Raw genomic sequence first — 17,160 nt, forward strand, 5'->3', positions numbered from 1 at the left:
ATTTTTAAAAAATAGCCTAATTTATCTAAGGGGTTAGTCTATAATAGCCCCTTGGAATATTAAGGTTAATTAATTAAAATAATCCAAAAAAAAAACGATCAATAAAAAAATAATCGCTGAATGAAATTCATTCAGCGAAATATGAGTTTTAAACTTTATTTATTTTTGATTCTTTTCTATCTTTTTATTTCTCCAAAGAAAGTCTTCCGCCATTTCTTGCTTAAATTTTATCATTTGTTGTTTTGCTTGTGGGCTTATTGCCCTATGTCTTGCTACATTAATATTTTTCATAAACTTCTCCTCCTTTATTTTGTGATAAATAAGTAGATTTAGAAAACTTTTATAAATGTAACTAACTTTTTTGCAGGTAAAATATTTATTTAAAAAGCTAAAATACTATTTCCTATTGAATTTAAGTTTAAAAATTTGCTGTAATCATAGTTTGTCCCTTTTCTTATTTTATAGACGATGTAAATTTTATTGTCTTTGGATAATGATTTATAAATAGTGATAACCTTGGTTTTGTATTATTTGTGCTACTATGATATAATAATATCGTAAACCGATATCGTTATTAAATAATTAAAGGAGGGCTTGTATTGAAAAATCAACTTACACGAAAATTATTTTTAGGTTTTATATATATACATATTTTACACCATGGTGCTAAAGAGGCTTTTTTTGGATCTTGGATGATTAATGAATTGAAACATCATGGCTATGATATGAGTCCTGGAACTTTATACCCAATCCTCCATAGCTTAGAAACAAGTGGACTTTTATCTAAGGAAGAAAAAAATGTAGGAGGCAAAATAAGAAAATATTATACTACCACACCTTCTGGTGAAGAAGTATTAAAAGAGTTAAAAGAAAAGGCTTTTGAGATGGTGAAAGAAATAAGTGAATAATTAAGGAGGTAACTTTATGTTTTTGTTAAAAGCTGTAAAGTATAAAAATATCTTAAATATAGAGGAACTTGCCATTCCTAGTGGTAAGATAACTTCTATTGTTGGTTCTAGTGGTAGTGGTAAAACTACCCTTTTACAACACCTAAACAAGTTAATATCCCCAGACAGTGGAAATATTTGTTATTTTAATGAACCTATAAATACAATGAGCTCTGTTGACCTTAGAAGAAAAGTTGTTATGCTTTCACAAAATCCTGTTATTTTCACTGGAACTGTAAAAGAAAACTTACTCATGGGGCTAAAATTTTCAGAAAAACCTTATGCTCAGGATAGTGAACTAGAAAAGGTGCTCGAAATGGTGGAATTAAAAAAACCCCTTGGTGCTAATGCGGAGGAATTATCTGGTGGTGAAAAACAAAGATTAGCTTTAGGTAGAGTTATTTTAATGAATCCAGAAGTATTTCTGCTAGACGAACCTTCTTCAGCTCTTGATGAAGAAACTGAAAACCTTATTATTGGTAAGTTAACCTCCTTTGTTAAAGCTAATAATAAAACTTTAATAATGGTTACTCATTCTAAAGGAATTGCTTTGAAGTTTTCAGATAACATTATTGAAATTAGCAATGGAAAAGTAGTAAATGGGGGTGTTCTCTAGTATGAATGGAGTTATTGATTTAGGAATAGTTCAAATGATTTCTGTTTACGTATTTGTTGTAATACTACTTATTATTGTGAGAAAAAGAGGAATTTCTAGAGAAAAGGAAATTTTAATATCCTCTATAAGGATGACAATTCAACTAATTATTACTGGCTATGTCCTTGTTTATTTATTTGAAAACTCAAATCCAATTTACACAATCTTAGTTCTAATTGCTATGGAAGTTTTCTCAATCCATAACATTTTTAAGAGGAGTAAGCTTAAGCTTTCAAAAAAACTAAAAAAAATTATTGCTTTATCTATGACTGTTGGAACCCTTATAAGCCTTTGTTACTTTCTTTTTGTTGTAGTTAGAATTACTCCTTGGTATAATCCTCAATACTTTATACCAATAGCTGGAATGCTTATAGGAAATTCCATGACTGGCATTACCTTAGGTGTCAATAGACTTGTGGATGGAATGACTTCACAAAAGGCTCTTGTAGAGGCGGCTTTAATGCTTGGTGCCACTCCAAAGGTTGCAGCAAAGTCTATTGTAAATGCAGCCTTCGACTCTGCTATATTACCAACTATAAACTCCATGGTGGGAATGGGTATTGTTTTTCTCCCTGGAATGATGACAGGTCAAATTTTATCTGGAACAGCTCCAACCACTGCTATAGAGTACCAAATTGCAATAATGCTAGGAATCTTAGGTAGCGTATCCTTAACAGTTATTCTTTTTGTCCAACTTGGCTATAAAACCTTTTTTAATAAAGAAGATCAATTAGTATTTGAAGATTAAACTAAGATCCTTTAGTAAGTATGTGATGCTAAATTCATGTTGCCTTGGCCATCGTAACTTCATTACTAATTACCCTCTAATTCTATAAAAGTCATGATTTAAATTCCTACAAAAATTACTAGGGATATACTCATTAAAAAGCACAATCTGAAGAGAAATGTATATTATAGTATTGTGTAATAATACTAAGGAGTATATTAATGTTTGTACGTAATTCTAATTTAAATTACACTGTAGAAACTGATGAAGAATTATCATACGTGCCTCTAAATAACAGGGATTTTGATGATTCCGAAGATGAAGATATTTATATCCATAAAGCTGAAAATGATGAGCGTTACTTACCACCTTTTTTTAATAACCCATTAACTGATTTACTATTTGGACCATCTAATCAACAGGGTCCACCTAGTGGTCCTCCTGGTGGTGGACCTGGTGGACCTGGCGGCCCTCCTGGACCCCCACCATCAATGACACCAAGCAAGTCTGGTGGCTCTTTCCAAACTCAAGGCTCTTTTGGTGGTCCTCAGGTTCAAGCTGTATCTCCTGGTTCTATAAGACCTTGTAGATATCAATTTGTATATATTTGGCTTAGAAATGGACGTTCCTTCTGGGCATGGCTTACTTATGTTGATAGAAGAACCGCTTCTGGGTTTAGATGGAACGGCAGAAGATGGGTTTATTTTGGGGTTGATTTGAGAAGAATTGACTATTTTGAGTGCTATGGAAGAAATAACTTAACTGATTCTGAGTTTTTACAGGATAATTTCCATGATTCAGAGGATTTAAGAAATGTTCCAGGTCCACCTGGTCCTCCACCTTCAATGACTCCAACAAAACAAGCTAAAGCTTTTGGTGCAGAGACTTTTTCTGTTTCTCCTGAATCTCTTAGACGTTGTAGATATCAATTTGTTTACATTTGGCTTAGAAACGGTACTTCCTTCTGGGCTTGGCTAATTGATGTTGATAGCAGAACTGCTTCTGGGTTTAGATGGACTGGTAGAAGGTGGTCATACTTTGGAGTTAGTCTAAAAAGCATTGACTTTTTTCAATGCTTTGGAAGGGATGATGCTACAGAAGTAAGAAATATGCCTGGACCTCCTGGCCCACCTCCTTCTATGACTCCAACAAAGCAGGCTACTGCTTTTGGCGCTCAACCTTTTTCAGTGTCTCCTGAATCTATTAGACGTTGTAGATTCCAATTTGTATATATTTGGCTTAGAAACGGTACTTCCTTCTGGGCTTGGCTACTAGATGTAGACAGAAGAACTGCTTCTGGTTTTAGGTGGACTGGTAGAAGGTGGTCATACTTTGGAGTTAGTTTGAATAGAATAGATTTCTTCCAATGCTTTGGAAGAGATTGCCCTGAAAAATTTAATAGAGGTATGGGGAACCCATTTGACTTCATTTTTGGTCCCCCATCTGGCGGACCAGGCGGTGGAAACCAACCAAGTGGAAACCAAGTTGGGCCTCCTGGACCTCCACCATCAACCACACCATCAAAAGCTTCTTCCCAAAGTTTAATGGGCGGTCCACAGGTTAAAGCAGTATCTCCTGGTTCTATAAAGCCTTGTCTATATCAATATGTATACATTTGGCTAAATAATGGACGCTCTTTCTGGGCTTGGCTCACAAGAGTAGACAAAAAATCTGCTTCAGGTTTTAGATGGACTGGATTTAGCTGGACTTATTTTGGAGTAGACCTAAAATCAATTGAGTACTTTGAATGCTATGGTAGAAGATTTTCAGGAAGAAAAGATGACCTAATTAAAAATACAGGAACTGCCAACACAACTAACCTTTCTAAAAAAGCTGGCCTTCCTAATGTAAATAATATGACTACTGGAAATCAGTTTGATATAACAAATCTTACTCAAAATGGCAATACCATGGGTAATTTAGCTAATATGCAAGATCTTGCAAATATGAACGGTACAACAACAGCACCTATTGATGTAGAAGAAGTTGATATAATAGAAGATATGGAAACTACTCCTATGGATACAACTACTCCACCTGCTCCTGTAGGTACTAATATACCAGAAACGGATACTACTACTGCACCTTCAGTAGGTACCGAAAATGCAAATGTTACTACAGATATTAGTGATAATTTACAAAATCAAACCTTAGAACCCGAAAAGATAAAAGTCGATTATCCGGTTATTAAAGATTTACCAAATGAAGAAGTACAAAATAATATTAATGATGCTATTATCAGTGAGGTAAATTCTTTATTAAATAATCAAGTTTTAGTTCCTGAAAAGAAGGATATCAAAGAGGTAGATGTTTCTTATCAAATTCCATTGATGGAAAAAGGACTTCTTTGTATAGTGTTCTCAATCCATATTAATTTATCTATGGATAAAACTGACACTATTTTTAGTTCTTTAACCTTTGATACCGACACTGGTGAGAAGTATGAGCTTGAGGATTTATTTAAACCTGATTGTGACTATAAGGAAACTTTAAGCAACATGGCTATGGAAAAATGTGATGAAAATGAAGTTCCACTTTTAAGTGACTATGAAGGCCTATGCGATAATCAGCAATTCTATTTAACACCAAATGGGTTAGTACTATTCTATCAAGTTGATGAATACACTCCTAAGTCCTATGGGTTATTTAGAATACCAATTCATTATAATGAAATAGAAGACTTATTAAACTCCTATCATCCAGTTTGTAACTTTTTATATTAATAAATTAGGCAAGAGCTAAAAACTCTTGCCTTCTTCTTTTTAAACATATTATTATATTCTCTAATTTTTTCATAAACCCTACCCGATATAATTTATATAGCATAATTAGTTTCGGTTATCAAAGTGAGCTTAAGAAAATTGCTTCTCCTAAAATTGGGTAGATAACAAAATAGCTTCTTACTTTGAAACCCTATAAATCTATTTATTATAAAACTTATTTATTATAAATAAGATTAAAATTAACCATAAAACTATAATAATTCCACCAGCTATCCAACCGCTAATCTTCTTGTTTTTAAATAATTCTTCTGCTTCTTTTCTGCACTCCTCCATTATTTCCTTTGGAATAAGCTTCAGTGCAATTGTAATTCCTAGTGGTATTAAAATCAAGTCGTCTAAATATCCTAGAATAGGTATAAAATCTGGGATTAAGTCTATAGGACTCATGGCATAACCTACAACTATTATTGCAAAGGCCTTTGCATACCAGGCTACATCATTTCTTTTATAGGCAAAGTAAAGTGCCCCTACTTCTCTCTTAAGTTCTTTGGATTTTTTCTTTCCAAATTCTATAACACTACTTATTAAACTCATAATTTCTCCTAATCTATTTTTAAATATAATTTATGAGCTCCATTAAATTCTGACAATGAAAAATCCATTTTGAACTCTGAACTATGTATGTAGTAACCATTGTCTATTGCCCATTTCTCCATGGCTCCAAAGGATTTCCATATATCTACCTCATTACCTTCATGTTCAAAGTAGACATATCTTTGCTCCGGAATAATAATCCCCTCCATACCCTCTGGGATTTCTTCTAGGCTATCCACCTCGCAACAAATAAATTGTGTATAATTCTGACCTTTTCTTTCAAGACATATATCTATAACATTTAAATTGCTTCTATTTGAAACTTCCTCTATTCTTTCTTTAAATAACCTCCAAAGCTTAGGCATCTCTACTCCTAATTCCTCTTCTTTACAAATTATCTTTAATCCAATGGCTTTAAGCGGAATTTTACTAACAATCTCCATAATTACCTCCCCAAACTATAACTTCTTCACCATAATATTACTCAGTTTTTAACATTGTTTCAATAGTTTTTAGATAAGTACTAAGTAATAAATATTTAAAATAGTGATATATGTTACTGTTTTTCTTGTTTATTTTTAGTATAATTTTATACTGTGCTATAGAAATGCAAAGCTAGATATAAATTTATACGTGAATCTCCAGATTCTACTAAAACTTTATAAAATAATAAAATATGTTTTATTATTAGAAATCCAAGCAAACTAATCAATTCTCACAGTTTATAGGAAACTACAATAAAAAGGCTTTTATAAAGATAAATTGGGAGTTATAAATACCAATAATTAATTTGATATAAAATATGGAGGCATAATAATGGAAAGATTTAAAGCTAATCGAGACTTTTTAAAAACTGATTTTACTCCAATGAAGAATCGTAAACCTGATAGGGCTCTTGAAGTACCTCAACCACCACTTGTGAAGGATTATGATAAAACCTCAACTATAATAGAATTACCTAAGGTAAGTGAAGATATATTAACTAATAATAATATACTTAAATGTATTGAGGATAGAAGAAGTGTGAGGTTATACGATAATAGTCCACTTTCTTTAAAAGAACTTTCTTATCTTTTATGGGCTACACAAGGAATAACTAAAGTATCTGATAATAACACCTTTACACTAAGAACAGTTCCTTGTAGCGGTGCTACTCATTCTTTTGAAACCTATTTGTTTATTATAAATGTAGAAGGCTTAAGTCAGGGAATATATAGATATCTGCCTTTAGAGCATGAGCTTTTATTTATTTATGAAATAGAAAATATAGAAAATAAAATAAATGACTTAACCCTTGAACAACCCTTTGTTCCTAAGTTTGCTTCCAAAGCTTCCGTTGTTTTTGCTTGGAGCACAGTTCCTTATAGATCTGAGTGGAAATTTGATGTAACAGCTCACAAAAAAATTCTTATAGATGTAGGCCATATTTGCCAAAATCTATATCTTGCAAGTGAATCTATCAATGCTGGTACCTGTGCTATTGGTATATATGATCAAAATATGGTTGATAATATTTTAAAATTAGATGGAGAAAATGAGTTTACCATATATCTTGCAGCTGTAGGTAAAAAAGTTATTAAATAGACTTAGCTATAATACTCTTTAAAAGCAATTATAAATAATTCAAAAACCCTAGCAATTTTAAACTTCTGCTAGGGTTTCTTTAGATTAATATAATCTTCTATACTTTAAATATTTATTCAAGCTTTAACTATTTATATTGTTTCTCGATTTGTTCCCAGTTAACTACATTCCACCAAGAGTCAATATAGTCTCCTCTTTTATTTTGATATTTTAGATAGTAGGCATGTTCCCAAACATCAATACCAAGGATTGGAGTTATCCCCTCCATAATCGGACTATCTTGATTAGGTGTAGATGTGATTACTAATTTCCCATCCTTATCCTTAATAAGCCAAGCCCATCCACTACCAAATCTTTTTAGGGCTGCATCCTTGAATTCCTTTTTAAAATTATCAAAAGATCCAAAGTTTTTTACTATATCTTCTTTAAGCTTTCCCTTAGGTTCTCCACCTTTATCCTTCCCCATGATTACCCAGAAAAAGCTATGGTTATAGTGCCCTCCTCCATTATTTCTTACTGCTTCTCTTATATCCTGGGGAAGTCCTTCTAAGTTTGTTAGAAGCTCCTCTATAGTTTTCCCTTGTAAATCAGGATAATTTTCTAAAGCTTTATTTAAATTGTCTACATAAGCTTGATGATGCTTTTGATGGTGAATCGTCATAGTTTTAGTGTCTATATATGGCTCTAGGGCATCATAACTATAAGGTAGTGCTGGAAGTTTAAAGGGATATTTATTTCCGCTATCTCCAGCCTTAACATTAATTCCATTGTAGCTTAACAAAGTCAATAGAGCTATAAAGCATACTGTCAACTTAGCTATGAATTTGTGTTTCTTCATTTTCATCTCTCCTTTACTTTTAACCTTCTGACACAATCATTTTTAGTTATTCCTAAAGAGACAAAATTTATTCAAAACTTTAAATTCCAGAACTATTATTTACTTTCTATTAAAGGATTTTTAATTTTAATGTATAATAATATAAGTTGGCAGTTTTAGCACAAATTTTTCGCTTTAACAAAGTTGTGTGCTGATTGATTGCCTTCATACATAGAATATACTGAAGATAATTAAAATTATAAATTGTGTAGTATTTATTTAATGTTTATTTTTAAAACAAATTATATTGTTATAAATATTTTAGGGGTGGTTGGTTGTATGGTTAAAAATTATATGGAAATTGTTGTTGATAATATTTTGAAAAATGTGCTACTTGATTATGATAGCATGTGCAAGTGTGAAAAGTGTTGTGAAGATATTAAGGCTATTGCACTAAACAATTTAAAACCAATATATGTAGTTACACAAGCTGGAAATGTATATGCCAAAGTTAATGAACTTGAAATTCAATTTAGTGCAGATGTAATAAAAGAGTTAGTTAAAGCTATTTCTATAGTTTCTAAAAACCCTCATCATAGCTAGAGTTCTTCTCTTTTCAGTAGTCTTATATTTCCCTGCTTAACTTATATTTATATGTTATTTACTTTAAAACACTATTTTTACAAATAAAGAAAATGTAGCGAGAATAATAAATCTTACTACATTTTCTTTACTTTACTTTTATAAAAGCTATCTAGAGAAGGGGGTTCCTAGATAGTTTTTTTCTTTTCAAGTTTTAAATTATCGTTCTACTTAATTTGAATTTTCCCAAAAATAAACTCGGCTTAAAGCTTATTTTGCAGGTTCATCTATAGTTATTACAGATTAATTTATATTTATCAAATTAACATTCATTAATTTAGTTATTATATATTTCGGTTCATTTTATTATGAGTTTATAGTTTATTTAAAAATTTAATTTAATAATTTTGTGCTTTGTCAAAATTTGTAGTTGTAAGTTGGTTTTTAGTTTATGAAATTTCCCTCTTTACTAGTAGTAGTGTTTGATACATTGACATTGCTACTGTCCTTAAGCTATAATCACATTAGATAGTTTACTTAAAATTAAATAGAATATTTCGTACATTAAGTTTTCCCATAAAAAATATGGGAAATTAAAAGGGAATCGGGTGGAAAACCCGAACGGTCCGGCCACTGTAATTAGGGAGCTTACCTAAATAAACCATTGAAAGCAATTTTGAGAAGGATTAGGATAAGCAATGATCTATAAGTCAGGAGACCTGCTTGATGTTTGGTATACACTTCCATGGAAAGTTTATATGCCTAATATGCTTAAATAGTATTTTTACTTTATATATTTAATTTATAAAGTAGCTTTAATAAAACCACTGTTTATAATTATGTTTATACGGCAACCTAACTTTTCTAAAGTTAGGTTTTTTTATTTGCATTAATTATGATTAGTTATAATGAGCAAAAATTAAGGCTTTCCTTTGTATGAGAATAAACTTATTTCAATTACCACTTCTATTCTATTTAAAGTTGTAACTACGAAAATTAATTTACAAGGAGGCATTAATTATGCAAAAAAAACGTGGAATTTTTCTTATGTCACTTTTATTTTGTCTTACACTGACTAAAACAGTGTTTGCCATGCACATAATGGAGGGGTTTCTTTCTCCACTTTGGAGCATATCCTGGGGAGTAATAACTTTGCCCTTTATTGTAGTAGGGTTAAAATCTATCAATAATAAGCTAAAAGAAAATCCAAAATTAAAGTTTATATTAGCAGTAGCAGCAGCTTTTACCTTTGTTTTATCTGCCCTAAAAATACCATCCTTAACTGGTAGCTGTTCTCACCCTACTGGAATTGGTTTAGGTGCAATTCTCTTTGGCCCTACAGCTATGAGTGTTGTTGGATTAATCGTATTAATCTTCCAAGCCTTATTATTAGCCCACGGTGGAATTACTACCCTAGGAGCTAATACTTTTTCTATGGCTGTTGTAGGTTCTTTAGTGGCTTATTATACTTACAAATTAATTGTAAAAGCTAAAGGTTCTCAATGGCTTGCTGTATTTTTAGCTGCAACTCTTGGAGATTTAGCAACTTACGTGGTAACTTCTATTCAGCTTGCAGTTGCTTATCCAAGTGCTACTGGAGGATTTTTAGAATCATTAATCAAGTTCCTAGGAGTATTTGCAGTAACTCAAATTCCTCTTGCAATTAGTGAAGGCTTGCTTACAGTATTAATATTTAAAGCAATAAAAGCTTACAACTACTCTGAATTGCAAGACTTAAATGTTATAAGTGAGGAGGTTTAATATGTCAACTATGGTGAAAGATAAAAAACATAAGGGTTCTCCAAATAATTTAATTATAATTGCACTAGTTATACTTCTTGCAGTACTTCCTCTTTTCCTTAACAAAGGAGCAGAATTTGGTGGTGCAGACGGACAAGCAGAAGAATTGATTACAGAAATAAATCCAGATTATACTCCTTGGTTTTCGTCAATTTGGGAACCACCAAGTGGTGAAATAGAAAGCTTATTGTTTGCTCTTCAAGCAGCTCTAGGAGCTGGATTAATTGGATACTACTTAGGCTATGGAAAAGGTAAAAAGTCTGGTCACCGTGACAATAGGAGCGAAAATGCTTAACATAGATAGCTATGCTTACAATTCAAAACTTAGCAACAGTAACCCAACTGAAAAGCTTTTATTCTCCTTAAGCACCATGTTCCTCTGCATATATAGTAACTCTATATATATTTATATAGGCATACTATTATTTATGTCTTATGTTGCAGTTGTAAAAGGGGGAGTTCCCCTCTCCCTTTACCTTAAACTTTTATTAGTTCCAACTGCATTTTTAATTACTGGAGTTTTGACCATAGCCATTAATAAACTAGATTCAACTACTGGTGCTTTGTTATACATAGAGGTTTTTAACACTTACATTGGCTCAACCTCTGAAAGTTTATTTGCTTCCTTGAAAATCTTTTGTAAATCCTTAGGGGCAGTTAGCTGTTTATATTTTTTAACAGTTACCACTCCAATGACCAATATTTTACTTGCATTAAAAAAGCTTAAGGTTCCAGCGTTGTTTATAGAGCTCATGTCTCTTGTATACTATTTTATATTTATTTTACTTAATACATCAGCAAATATTATTATTTCTCAAAACTCAAGGCTTGGTTATTTAAATTTTAAAAGTTCTATAAAGTCTATAACTCTTCTTTGTTCAAATCTTTTTATTAAATCCTATAAACGTTCTTTCGATACCTTCACAGCTCTTGAAGCTCGTGGATACACTGGATATTTAAATGTAATTGAGGAAGATAACTTCAAAGAATTTTTGTCTATTCCAAAGATACTTTTCATAGAATCACTGCTTATAATTTTATCAATTTTACTGTAAGAAATGAGGCCAATTATGAAAGATTATATAATTGAATTAAATAATTTAACCTTTAGCTATAGTGATGGTACTAAAGCTCTTAATAACTTAAATTTAAAGATTGAACGTGGTAAAAAAATTTCTTTTCTAGGCATAAATGGTGCTGGAAAGTCTACTCTATTTTTACACCTTAATGGCATACTAAAACCAACTAAAGGTGAAATAGTCTTCAATAACATGCCTCTTAAGTATTCTCAAAAAGAATTGAAAAAAATTAGACAAAAGATAGGCATTGTGTTCCAAGATCCAGATATACAACTCTTCTCTGCTAATGTTTATCAAGAAGTTTCTTTTGGTGCTATGAATTTAAACTTGGAAAAAGCTGAAGTAATACGTAGAGTGGATAAAGCTCTTCAAGATACTAATGTTTTTGAATATAAACATAAGCCTACTCATTTTTTGAGTTATGGTCAGAAAAAGAGGGTTTCTATTGCGGATATCTTAGTTATGGAACCAGAAGTAATTATCTTAGATGAACCAACTTCCTCCTTAGACCCTAAGCATAGTGCAATGATTGAGGAGTTACTAAATGATATTAATAAAACTGGCACCACCTTACTTTTATCAACTCATGATATTGACTTTGCTTACTCTTGGTCAGATTACATATTTATCCTTAGAAATGGTGAGCTAGTAGGTGAAGGTACTCCTGCGGAAGTCTTTGAAAACAGTGAATGGATAGAAGCTGGTGCTATAGAAAAACCTTTGGTATTTGAAGTTTATAAGGCTTTAGAAGCTAAAGGATTAGTGCATAGCCATGCTATTCCACGAAATAAAGACCAGCTGTTAAAATTAATTGATAAATAAAAGGCGTGCCTTAGCACGCTCTCATTTTGCTTCTGATTCTTAGGCGTAGCCTTCTCTCAGAATACTTTTCTCTTACAACATATTTAGTTTGCTACTATACAAATAATGTAAAGCATAGAAAATAGGCTCTTCTACATTTGTATAGAAATTGTCTAATCACCTTTACTTGTATAATACTTTCTACTAAATCTACACTTCCACTCAATTTCTCTCTATAACATATATATCATCATATAGTAATTTGTTTACATCAAATATAACATGACTAACATTTATTAAGGTTAGTTCTGGAATTGATAATATAGTATTTTCTATATTTTTAGCTGTATCATAGTCTAAATTAGCAAAGGCCTCGTCCAATATTAATACATCACACTTCATAATAATACTTCTTGCAATAGCTATTCTACTTTTTTCACCACCTGATATATTTTTTCCATTGTCATATATAATGGTATCTAGTTTGTTAGGTAAGTTATCTACAAAACTACGTAATCCTGAAATATCAATAGCCTCATTTATTTCTTCATCAGTATAGTTTTTATATAGTGTAATATTATTTTTCAATGTGTCTTCAAATAAAAATATCTGTTGCTCAATCGCTGAAATATGCTTGTAATAGCTATTTGTAGTAATATTATCCAAATTGATTCCATCTATACTAATTATTCCTTGTTGTGGAGAGTTATATTTTTTCAGCATATTTAGCAATGTACTCTTACCAGAACCACTAGGTCCAACCAACAAATACTTTTTATTTCTTTTAAAATATAAATTTATATTTTTTAGCACAATTTTATCTTCATACCCAAAAAATACATCATCTAATCTTATTTCATTTTGAAATTTGCATAACTCTGTTCTTTCATTATTAACACTATGATTCTTACAAATTTCTTCCATTCTATTAAATATTGGTTTTGTTGAAAAAAGGCAAGGTAATAAAGATGCAATAGATGTAATTGGACCAACTACATATTGAATATTTTTTGCTATTATAAATACATTTCCCATTGTTGTTTTTTGCTCAATAATAAAATATACCAATATAATAAATGTTCCAATAAGAACTAAATTAGATACTAAGCTTTGTATTGCTGTGCTCCAAGTTATTAGTTTTGAAATTTTGCTATTCTCTGTTTCAACACTTTTTGCTTTTGCACTATAATTTTCTTTTACTCTGTTAGTTAAATCATTTAATTTAATGACATGAAATGTATTTAATATTTCTCTAATATAAACAACTAAATCTTCATTTACTCTGCTTCTTTTATAATTATATTTTTTTAATGGTATAGATGAAATAACAGAGATTAATGTGCTTATTATCCCTAAAACTATTATAAAAATAAAAATTTCTATACTTATTGACATAATTAATACAACAGTAATTATTAATCTAATTATTAGTACTATAATATCATGCAATGTTTTAATATAATCTTTTTCGATTATATCTATGTCGTTAGTAATAGAAGAAATATAGCTGGCATTATTCTCAGTTTTAAATTGATTTATCTTTTTTCCAAATATTTTACTAATATAATTATATTTCAAATTCATTGTTGCTTTTGATTTATACAAATTATATGTTATTTTTGATATTACTTCAAACATCAGTAAAATTGTTGTAAAAACAACTGCAAATTCTGCTTTACTCACAAATAATACTTTATTCTTCTGGATAGCTGCATCTATCATTTCACCTAAATTTATAGATACGTAAACGTCTAACATTATATATATTATAGAAATAGATATTGATAGAAATAGATATCCATAAGCTTTTCTAATATATTTTTTCATTTAGAACCTCCATATAATTATTTGAAGGACTCCATTGATGTATCTGACCATTATTTAGCTCTATTATATAATCATATTTATTTAATACTTCCTCATAGGTCCTATGTGATATTTCCATAACAGTAGCTTCTAAATTTAATAATGTATTTTCCACATTCAGTGCCAACTCCTTATCCAAACTTGATGTACACTCATCAACAAATACAATATCTGTATCTTTGATAATTGATCTAGCTATGGATATTCTTTGACGTTCGCCTCCTGATAAGTTTTTGCCATTTTCATTAAGGATTATAGAATCTATACTCTTCCCATCATTCAGCAAGTTATTAAGCCCAGATAACTCTATAGCTTGATTTACTTGCTCTTTTGTATATTTTTTATATAAGGTAATATTATTAAGCAATGTATCTTCAAATAAAAAAGTATCTTGCGTTATAAAAGATATATTGTTGTTAAAAGAATCTAGACTTACACTTTTATAGTTAATTCCGTCTATAAAAATTTCACCTTCATAATCCTCATAAGCTCTAGACAATATTTTTAGTAATGTAGACTTTCCTTCCCCACTTTTCCCTCTAATTAAATACTTTTTGCCTTTTTCAACTGTTAAATTTACTTTATTTAAAATAACTTTATCATCATGCTTATAGCTAACATTTTTAAGTACAATATCATTTTCAAATTTAAAGTTATTTGTACCTTTGTTATTTGAATTTATATCATATTTATCATTAATCAAAATTTTATCAAGTATTGCATTGTATGATTTGTGCTTATTATATAGTGGAAAAACATTTGTCAAAGAAAGACTTTGATCTGTAAAAAAGATTATCATTGCTACTTTTGTAGGACTCTCTCCATTTATTAACAAATTAAACAGATAATATAAAACAAGAATATATAAAATTAAGACAATATAGTTTGAAACTCTATCATATATAGAATTATAAACTTCTCTTTTAAATTTCTTCTTTTCAAGAAGTTTAACGGAAAATAGAGTTTTATTCAAAAACTTATTTTCAAGATTATTTAATTTTATTATCTGTAACCCGCTAAATGTATTACCTATATCAACCATAACCTTTTCATTTTCATTCGATACATCTGTTTCTAATGAAATAACTTTTTTTTCTGTAAGTTTAGAAATAAACATCAATATAAATACAAAAACAAAAGTAGCTATGCCATATCTATAATCTAATAAAGTTATAATTATTATAGAAAAGACAAAGGTGCCTGTAGCTACTATTAATTCGGAAAAGTTAGTAAAATAATTTTGCTGTATATTATTAATATCATTAATTAAATTAGAAATATATGAGTCTTTAGACCTGCTGCTATACTCTGAATATGACATTTTTAATATCTTTTCTATTATTTGATTTCTAAAATTAATCATATATTTTTTTATATAAGCAATTCTAATATACTTGGCTACAATATTTAATGCAAAACATATCAAAATAATGCCCAGTGCAAATAGTATATTTTTTATGAACACATGATAATTAGTTACCGACACACTTCCTAAAATTATAGCAGCAGATACATTAATAAAAATTTTATTAACAACAATTAATAAACTTGATAGAATCATAGAAAATTTACTATTATATTTATTAACTTGTCTCTTCATACATCCTCCTTCATTATAGCCAAATACATCATATGAAACTCATTTTAAACTATTTTTGATGCATATTTGTTTGCTTTGTATCACTCTGGCATACTTTTTTATTAGAGTACTATTATAAAAAGACAGAATCTAGCATAAATATTCTTATTTCAGAATAAATCATATTGCATATATTCGTAATTCAATCTATAAAATATAATTTTAAATAGTATCCTAATCTTTAGCAACTTATTCCTTGTTATATACTGTCATATTTTGATTATATTAACACTTGGAAATTTAGTCTATACTAAAATTACGACATTTTATTCTATCTTTTTTAAAAATATTTTTATATTATATATTCTTCTTCTCTTTATAATTATATTTTGCTATAGTAATCCTACTACAAAACTCCTTTTTCAGTTACTTTTCATATATTTATTAACTTGTACTATAAACATATACGAACTCATTTTATATTTCTCATGACCTAATTTTCCAATTAATTAAACTCTCGCATTGAAGCATCATAATACCTATCATTGAGCTTTAATTGAAAGGGGGAATTTTTGATTAGTTTGGATCTTTGTATTTGAACACATAATCATGAAAAATGAATCTTTTACCACTCAGAATGAATTTTCCAAATGGTAGATTGATTTGCTTAAATATATATTTAAAAAACTAAAAGTCATAAAAATAAGAAATTTATCTTACTTTCATGACTTTTAAAATCAGCTAATATTATTTTACATTACTCTAAATTATGCACACAATGTTATAAAAATCTCATTGTTTTTAACCCCTTTGAGCTATATGCCTTAGGTTTTAGATTCTGATGCTTACAGTTCAAACTTTTTAATTATTTTAAACTCCAGACTTTTCTTTACATCAATAATTCTTTGATTAGAAGAACCTCTATATTTTAAGTCTAAGGACCTTAACTCTGGCATAAACCTTCCATCCACTAATACGTCTATTTCTTTTAAAAAACTCTCATGAACCTCATAACTTCTCATGAGTTCTTCCCAAGTATAGCCTGTATAAACCATGACGTTTAAACCAAGTTTTTTTATTTCCTTAGCTAGGCTAGAAAGTTCCTTACTTTGTAAAAATGGTTCTCCACCAGTAATTGTTATCCCGTCTAATAAGGGATTCTTATTAACCATTTCAATTATGTCCTCCATATCAACAGGATGACCACCACTTATATCATGGGTTTGAGGATTGTGACACCCTTTGCAATTGTGGGTACAGCCTTGGGTAAATACTGCAAGCCTTATTCCCGGCCCATCAACTATTGAATCATTTATTATGTTAGATACTTTTATTTTCATGAAACTCACCCTTTTAATTATATTTTCCTTTACCTAAATTTTATTAAACTAAAACAATGAGTATCT

At 29.8% G+C, this 17,160-nt stretch carries 17 protein-coding genes and 1 riboswitch; of the genes, 10 read left to right on the forward strand and 7 right to left on the reverse strand.

Annotated features, from left to right (window positions below):
* Positions 1 to 159 precede the first annotated feature (159 nt).
* Positions 160 to 291 carry a hypothetical protein gene (locus J2Z44_RS21785; protein ID WP_021285775.1) on the reverse strand — a complete coding sequence of 44 codons (132 nt, stop codon included), beginning with the start codon at positions 289 to 291 and terminating at the stop codon, positions 160 to 162.
* A 308-nt stretch (positions 292 to 599) separates the two neighbouring features.
* Between J2Z44_RS21785 and J2Z44_RS06820 the strand changes: the two genes are divergently transcribed.
* The 4 genes from J2Z44_RS06820 (at position 600) to J2Z44_RS06835 (ending at position 5,052) form a co-directional block, all read left to right on the forward strand.
* Positions 600 to 908: a PadR family transcriptional regulator gene (locus tag J2Z44_RS06820; protein WP_021285774.1), complete on the forward strand. Its 309-nt coding sequence runs from the start codon at positions 600 to 602 to the stop codon at positions 906 to 908.
* A 16-nt stretch (positions 909 to 924) separates the two neighbouring features.
* On the forward strand, positions 925 to 1,563 hold the full coding sequence (locus tag J2Z44_RS06825; protein ID WP_021285773.1) for an ABC transporter ATP-binding protein: 639 nt from the start codon (positions 925 to 927) through the stop codon (positions 1,561 to 1,563).
* Between the two features lies 1 nt (position 1,564).
* Positions 1,565 to 2,350, forward strand: coding sequence for an ABC transporter permease (locus tag J2Z44_RS06830; protein ID WP_021285772.1), 786 nt, complete (start codon positions 1,565 to 1,567; stop codon positions 2,348 to 2,350).
* Between the two features lie 200 nt (positions 2,351 to 2,550).
* On the forward strand, positions 2,551 to 5,052 hold the full coding sequence (locus tag J2Z44_RS06835) for a DUF3298 and DUF4163 domain-containing protein (protein ID WP_209649438.1): 2,502 nt from the start codon (positions 2,551 to 2,553) through the stop codon (positions 5,050 to 5,052).
* Between the two features lie 198 nt (positions 5,053 to 5,250).
* Here J2Z44_RS06835 and J2Z44_RS06840 read toward each other — a convergent pair whose 3' ends face one another.
* Entirely contained in the window at positions 5,251 to 5,646 is a 396-nt protein-coding gene (locus J2Z44_RS06840) for a YkvA family protein (protein ID WP_021285769.1), read from the reverse strand.
* 8 nt (positions 5,647 to 5,654) lie between these two features.
* A complete protein-coding gene (locus tag J2Z44_RS06845) occupies positions 5,655 to 6,089 on the reverse strand; it encodes a GyrI-like domain-containing protein (RefSeq protein ID WP_021285768.1) in 435 nt (144 codons plus the stop codon).
* Positions 6,090 to 6,462: 373 nt separating this feature from the next.
* Here J2Z44_RS06845 and J2Z44_RS06850 point away from each other — a divergent pair, with 373 nt between their 5' ends.
* Positions 6,463 to 7,230 carry a SagB/ThcOx family dehydrogenase gene (locus tag J2Z44_RS06850; RefSeq protein WP_021285767.1) on the forward strand — a complete coding sequence of 256 codons (768 nt, stop codon included), beginning with the start codon at positions 6,463 to 6,465 and terminating at the stop codon, positions 7,228 to 7,230.
* Between the two features lie 127 nt (positions 7,231 to 7,357).
* On the opposite strand, the gene J2Z44_RS06855 is transcribed toward J2Z44_RS06850, so the two are convergent.
* On the reverse strand, positions 7,358 to 8,068 hold the full coding sequence (locus tag J2Z44_RS06855) for a superoxide dismutase (protein ID WP_021285766.1): 711 nt from the start codon (positions 8,066 to 8,068) through the stop codon (positions 7,358 to 7,360).
* 318 nt (positions 8,069 to 8,386) lie between these two features.
* Here J2Z44_RS06855 and J2Z44_RS06860 point away from each other — a divergent pair, with 318 nt between their 5' ends.
* The 5 genes from J2Z44_RS06860 to J2Z44_RS06880 all read left to right on the forward strand — a co-directional run bounded on the left by J2Z44_RS06860 (position 8,387) and on the right by J2Z44_RS06880 (position 12,330).
* Positions 8,387 to 8,650, forward strand: a complete 264-nt coding sequence (locus J2Z44_RS06860) for a late competence development ComFB family protein (protein ID WP_021285765.1) — start codon at positions 8,387 to 8,389, stop codon at positions 8,648 to 8,650.
* A gap of 528 nt (positions 8,651 to 9,178) precedes the next feature.
* Positions 9,179 to 9,370: riboswitch (cobalamin riboswitch) on the forward strand.
* A 279-nt stretch (positions 9,371 to 9,649) separates the two neighbouring features.
* The gene (locus J2Z44_RS06865) at positions 9,650 to 10,390 is read left to right on the forward strand and encodes an energy-coupling factor ABC transporter permease (RefSeq protein ID WP_021285764.1); all 741 of its coding nucleotides are present in this window, start codon (positions 9,650 to 9,652) and stop codon (positions 10,388 to 10,390) included.
* Between the two features lies 1 nt (position 10,391).
* Positions 10,392 to 10,724, forward strand: coding sequence for an energy-coupling factor ABC transporter substrate-binding protein (locus tag J2Z44_RS06870; protein ID WP_021285763.1), 333 nt, complete (start codon positions 10,392 to 10,394; stop codon positions 10,722 to 10,724).
* On the forward strand, positions 10,717 to 11,484 hold the full coding sequence (gene cbiQ / locus J2Z44_RS06875; protein ID WP_021285762.1) for a cobalt ECF transporter T component CbiQ: 768 nt from the start codon (positions 10,717 to 10,719) through the stop codon (positions 11,482 to 11,484). The genes J2Z44_RS06870 and cbiQ overlap by 8 nt, the downstream gene beginning before the upstream one ends.
* A gap of 15 nt (positions 11,485 to 11,499) precedes the next feature.
* Complete coding sequence (locus J2Z44_RS06880; RefSeq protein ID WP_021285761.1) at positions 11,500 to 12,330, forward strand: energy-coupling factor ABC transporter ATP-binding protein; 831 nt, start codon at positions 11,500 to 11,502, stop codon at positions 12,328 to 12,330.
* Between the two features lie 201 nt (positions 12,331 to 12,531).
* Here J2Z44_RS06880 and J2Z44_RS06885 read toward each other — a convergent pair whose 3' ends face one another.
* From J2Z44_RS06885 to nrdG, 3 genes are all read right to left on the reverse strand, one after another.
* Entirely contained in the window at positions 12,532 to 14,136 is a 1,605-nt protein-coding gene (locus J2Z44_RS06885; RefSeq protein ID WP_021285760.1) for an ATP-binding cassette domain-containing protein, read from the reverse strand.
* Positions 14,120 to 15,775 (reverse strand): ABC transporter ATP-binding protein, encoded by a 1,656-nt coding sequence (locus tag J2Z44_RS06890; protein WP_209649439.1) that lies wholly within the window; start codon positions 15,773 to 15,775, stop codon positions 14,120 to 14,122. Before J2Z44_RS06890 ends, J2Z44_RS06885 begins: the two co-directional genes overlap by 17 nt.
* 824 nt (positions 15,776 to 16,599) lie before the next feature.
* Complete coding sequence (gene nrdG, locus J2Z44_RS06895; protein ID WP_021285757.1) at positions 16,600 to 17,094, reverse strand: anaerobic ribonucleoside-triphosphate reductase activating protein; 495 nt, start codon at positions 17,092 to 17,094, stop codon at positions 16,600 to 16,602.
* Positions 17,095 to 17,160: the final 66 nt, after the last annotated feature.

The sequence above is a fragment of the Clostridium punense genome (assembly GCF_017874425.1).
Classification (GTDB): Bacteria; Bacillota; Clostridia; order Clostridiales; family Clostridiaceae; genus Clostridium_J; species Clostridium_J punense.

What these genes read in the sequence shown, in the direction of transcription:
- J2Z44_RS21785 (WP_021285775.1), bottom strand. Translation starts at nt 291, where the DNA reads ATGAAAAATATTAATGTAGCAAGACATAGGGCAATAAGCCCACAAGCA.
- J2Z44_RS06825 (WP_021285773.1), top strand. Translation starts at nt 925, where the DNA reads ATGTTTTTGTTAAAAGCTGTAAAGTATAAAAATATCTTAAATATAGAG.
- J2Z44_RS06830 (WP_021285772.1), top strand. Translation starts at nt 1,565, where the DNA reads ATGAATGGAGTTATTGATTTAGGAATAGTTCAAATGATTTCTGTTTAC.
- J2Z44_RS06835 (WP_209649438.1), top strand. Translation starts at nt 2,551, where the DNA reads ATGTTTGTACGTAATTCTAATTTAAATTACACTGTAGAAACTGATGAA.
- J2Z44_RS06840 (WP_021285769.1), bottom strand. Translation starts at nt 5,646, where the DNA reads ATGAGTTTAATAAGTAGTGTTATAGAATTTGGAAAGAAAAAATCCAAA.
- J2Z44_RS06845 (WP_021285768.1), bottom strand. Translation starts at nt 6,089, where the DNA reads ATGGAGATTGTTAGTAAAATTCCGCTTAAAGCCATTGGATTAAAGATA.
- J2Z44_RS06850 (WP_021285767.1), top strand. Translation starts at nt 6,463, where the DNA reads ATGGAAAGATTTAAAGCTAATCGAGACTTTTTAAAAACTGATTTTACT.
- J2Z44_RS06855 (WP_021285766.1), bottom strand. Translation starts at nt 8,068, where the DNA reads ATGAAGAAACACAAATTCATAGCTAAGTTGACAGTATGCTTTATAGCT.
- J2Z44_RS06860 (WP_021285765.1), top strand. Translation starts at nt 8,387, where the DNA reads ATGGTTAAAAATTATATGGAAATTGTTGTTGATAATATTTTGAAAAAT.
- J2Z44_RS06865 (WP_021285764.1), top strand. Translation starts at nt 9,650, where the DNA reads ATGCAAAAAAAACGTGGAATTTTTCTTATGTCACTTTTATTTTGTCTT.
- J2Z44_RS06870 (WP_021285763.1), top strand. Translation starts at nt 10,392, where the DNA reads ATGTCAACTATGGTGAAAGATAAAAAACATAAGGGTTCTCCAAATAAT.
- cbiQ (WP_021285762.1), top strand. Translation starts at nt 10,717, where the DNA reads ATGCTTAACATAGATAGCTATGCTTACAATTCAAAACTTAGCAACAGT.
- J2Z44_RS06880 (WP_021285761.1), top strand. Translation starts at nt 11,500, where the DNA reads ATGAAAGATTATATAATTGAATTAAATAATTTAACCTTTAGCTATAGT.
- J2Z44_RS06885 (WP_021285760.1), bottom strand. Translation starts at nt 14,136, where the DNA reads ATGAAAAAATATATTAGAAAAGCTTATGGATATCTATTTCTATCAATA.
- J2Z44_RS06890 (WP_209649439.1), bottom strand. Translation starts at nt 15,775, where the DNA reads ATGAAGAGACAAGTTAATAAATATAATAGTAAATTTTCTATGATTCTA.
- nrdG (WP_021285757.1), bottom strand. Translation starts at nt 17,094, where the DNA reads ATGAAAATAAAAGTATCTAACATAATAAATGATTCAATAGTTGATGGG.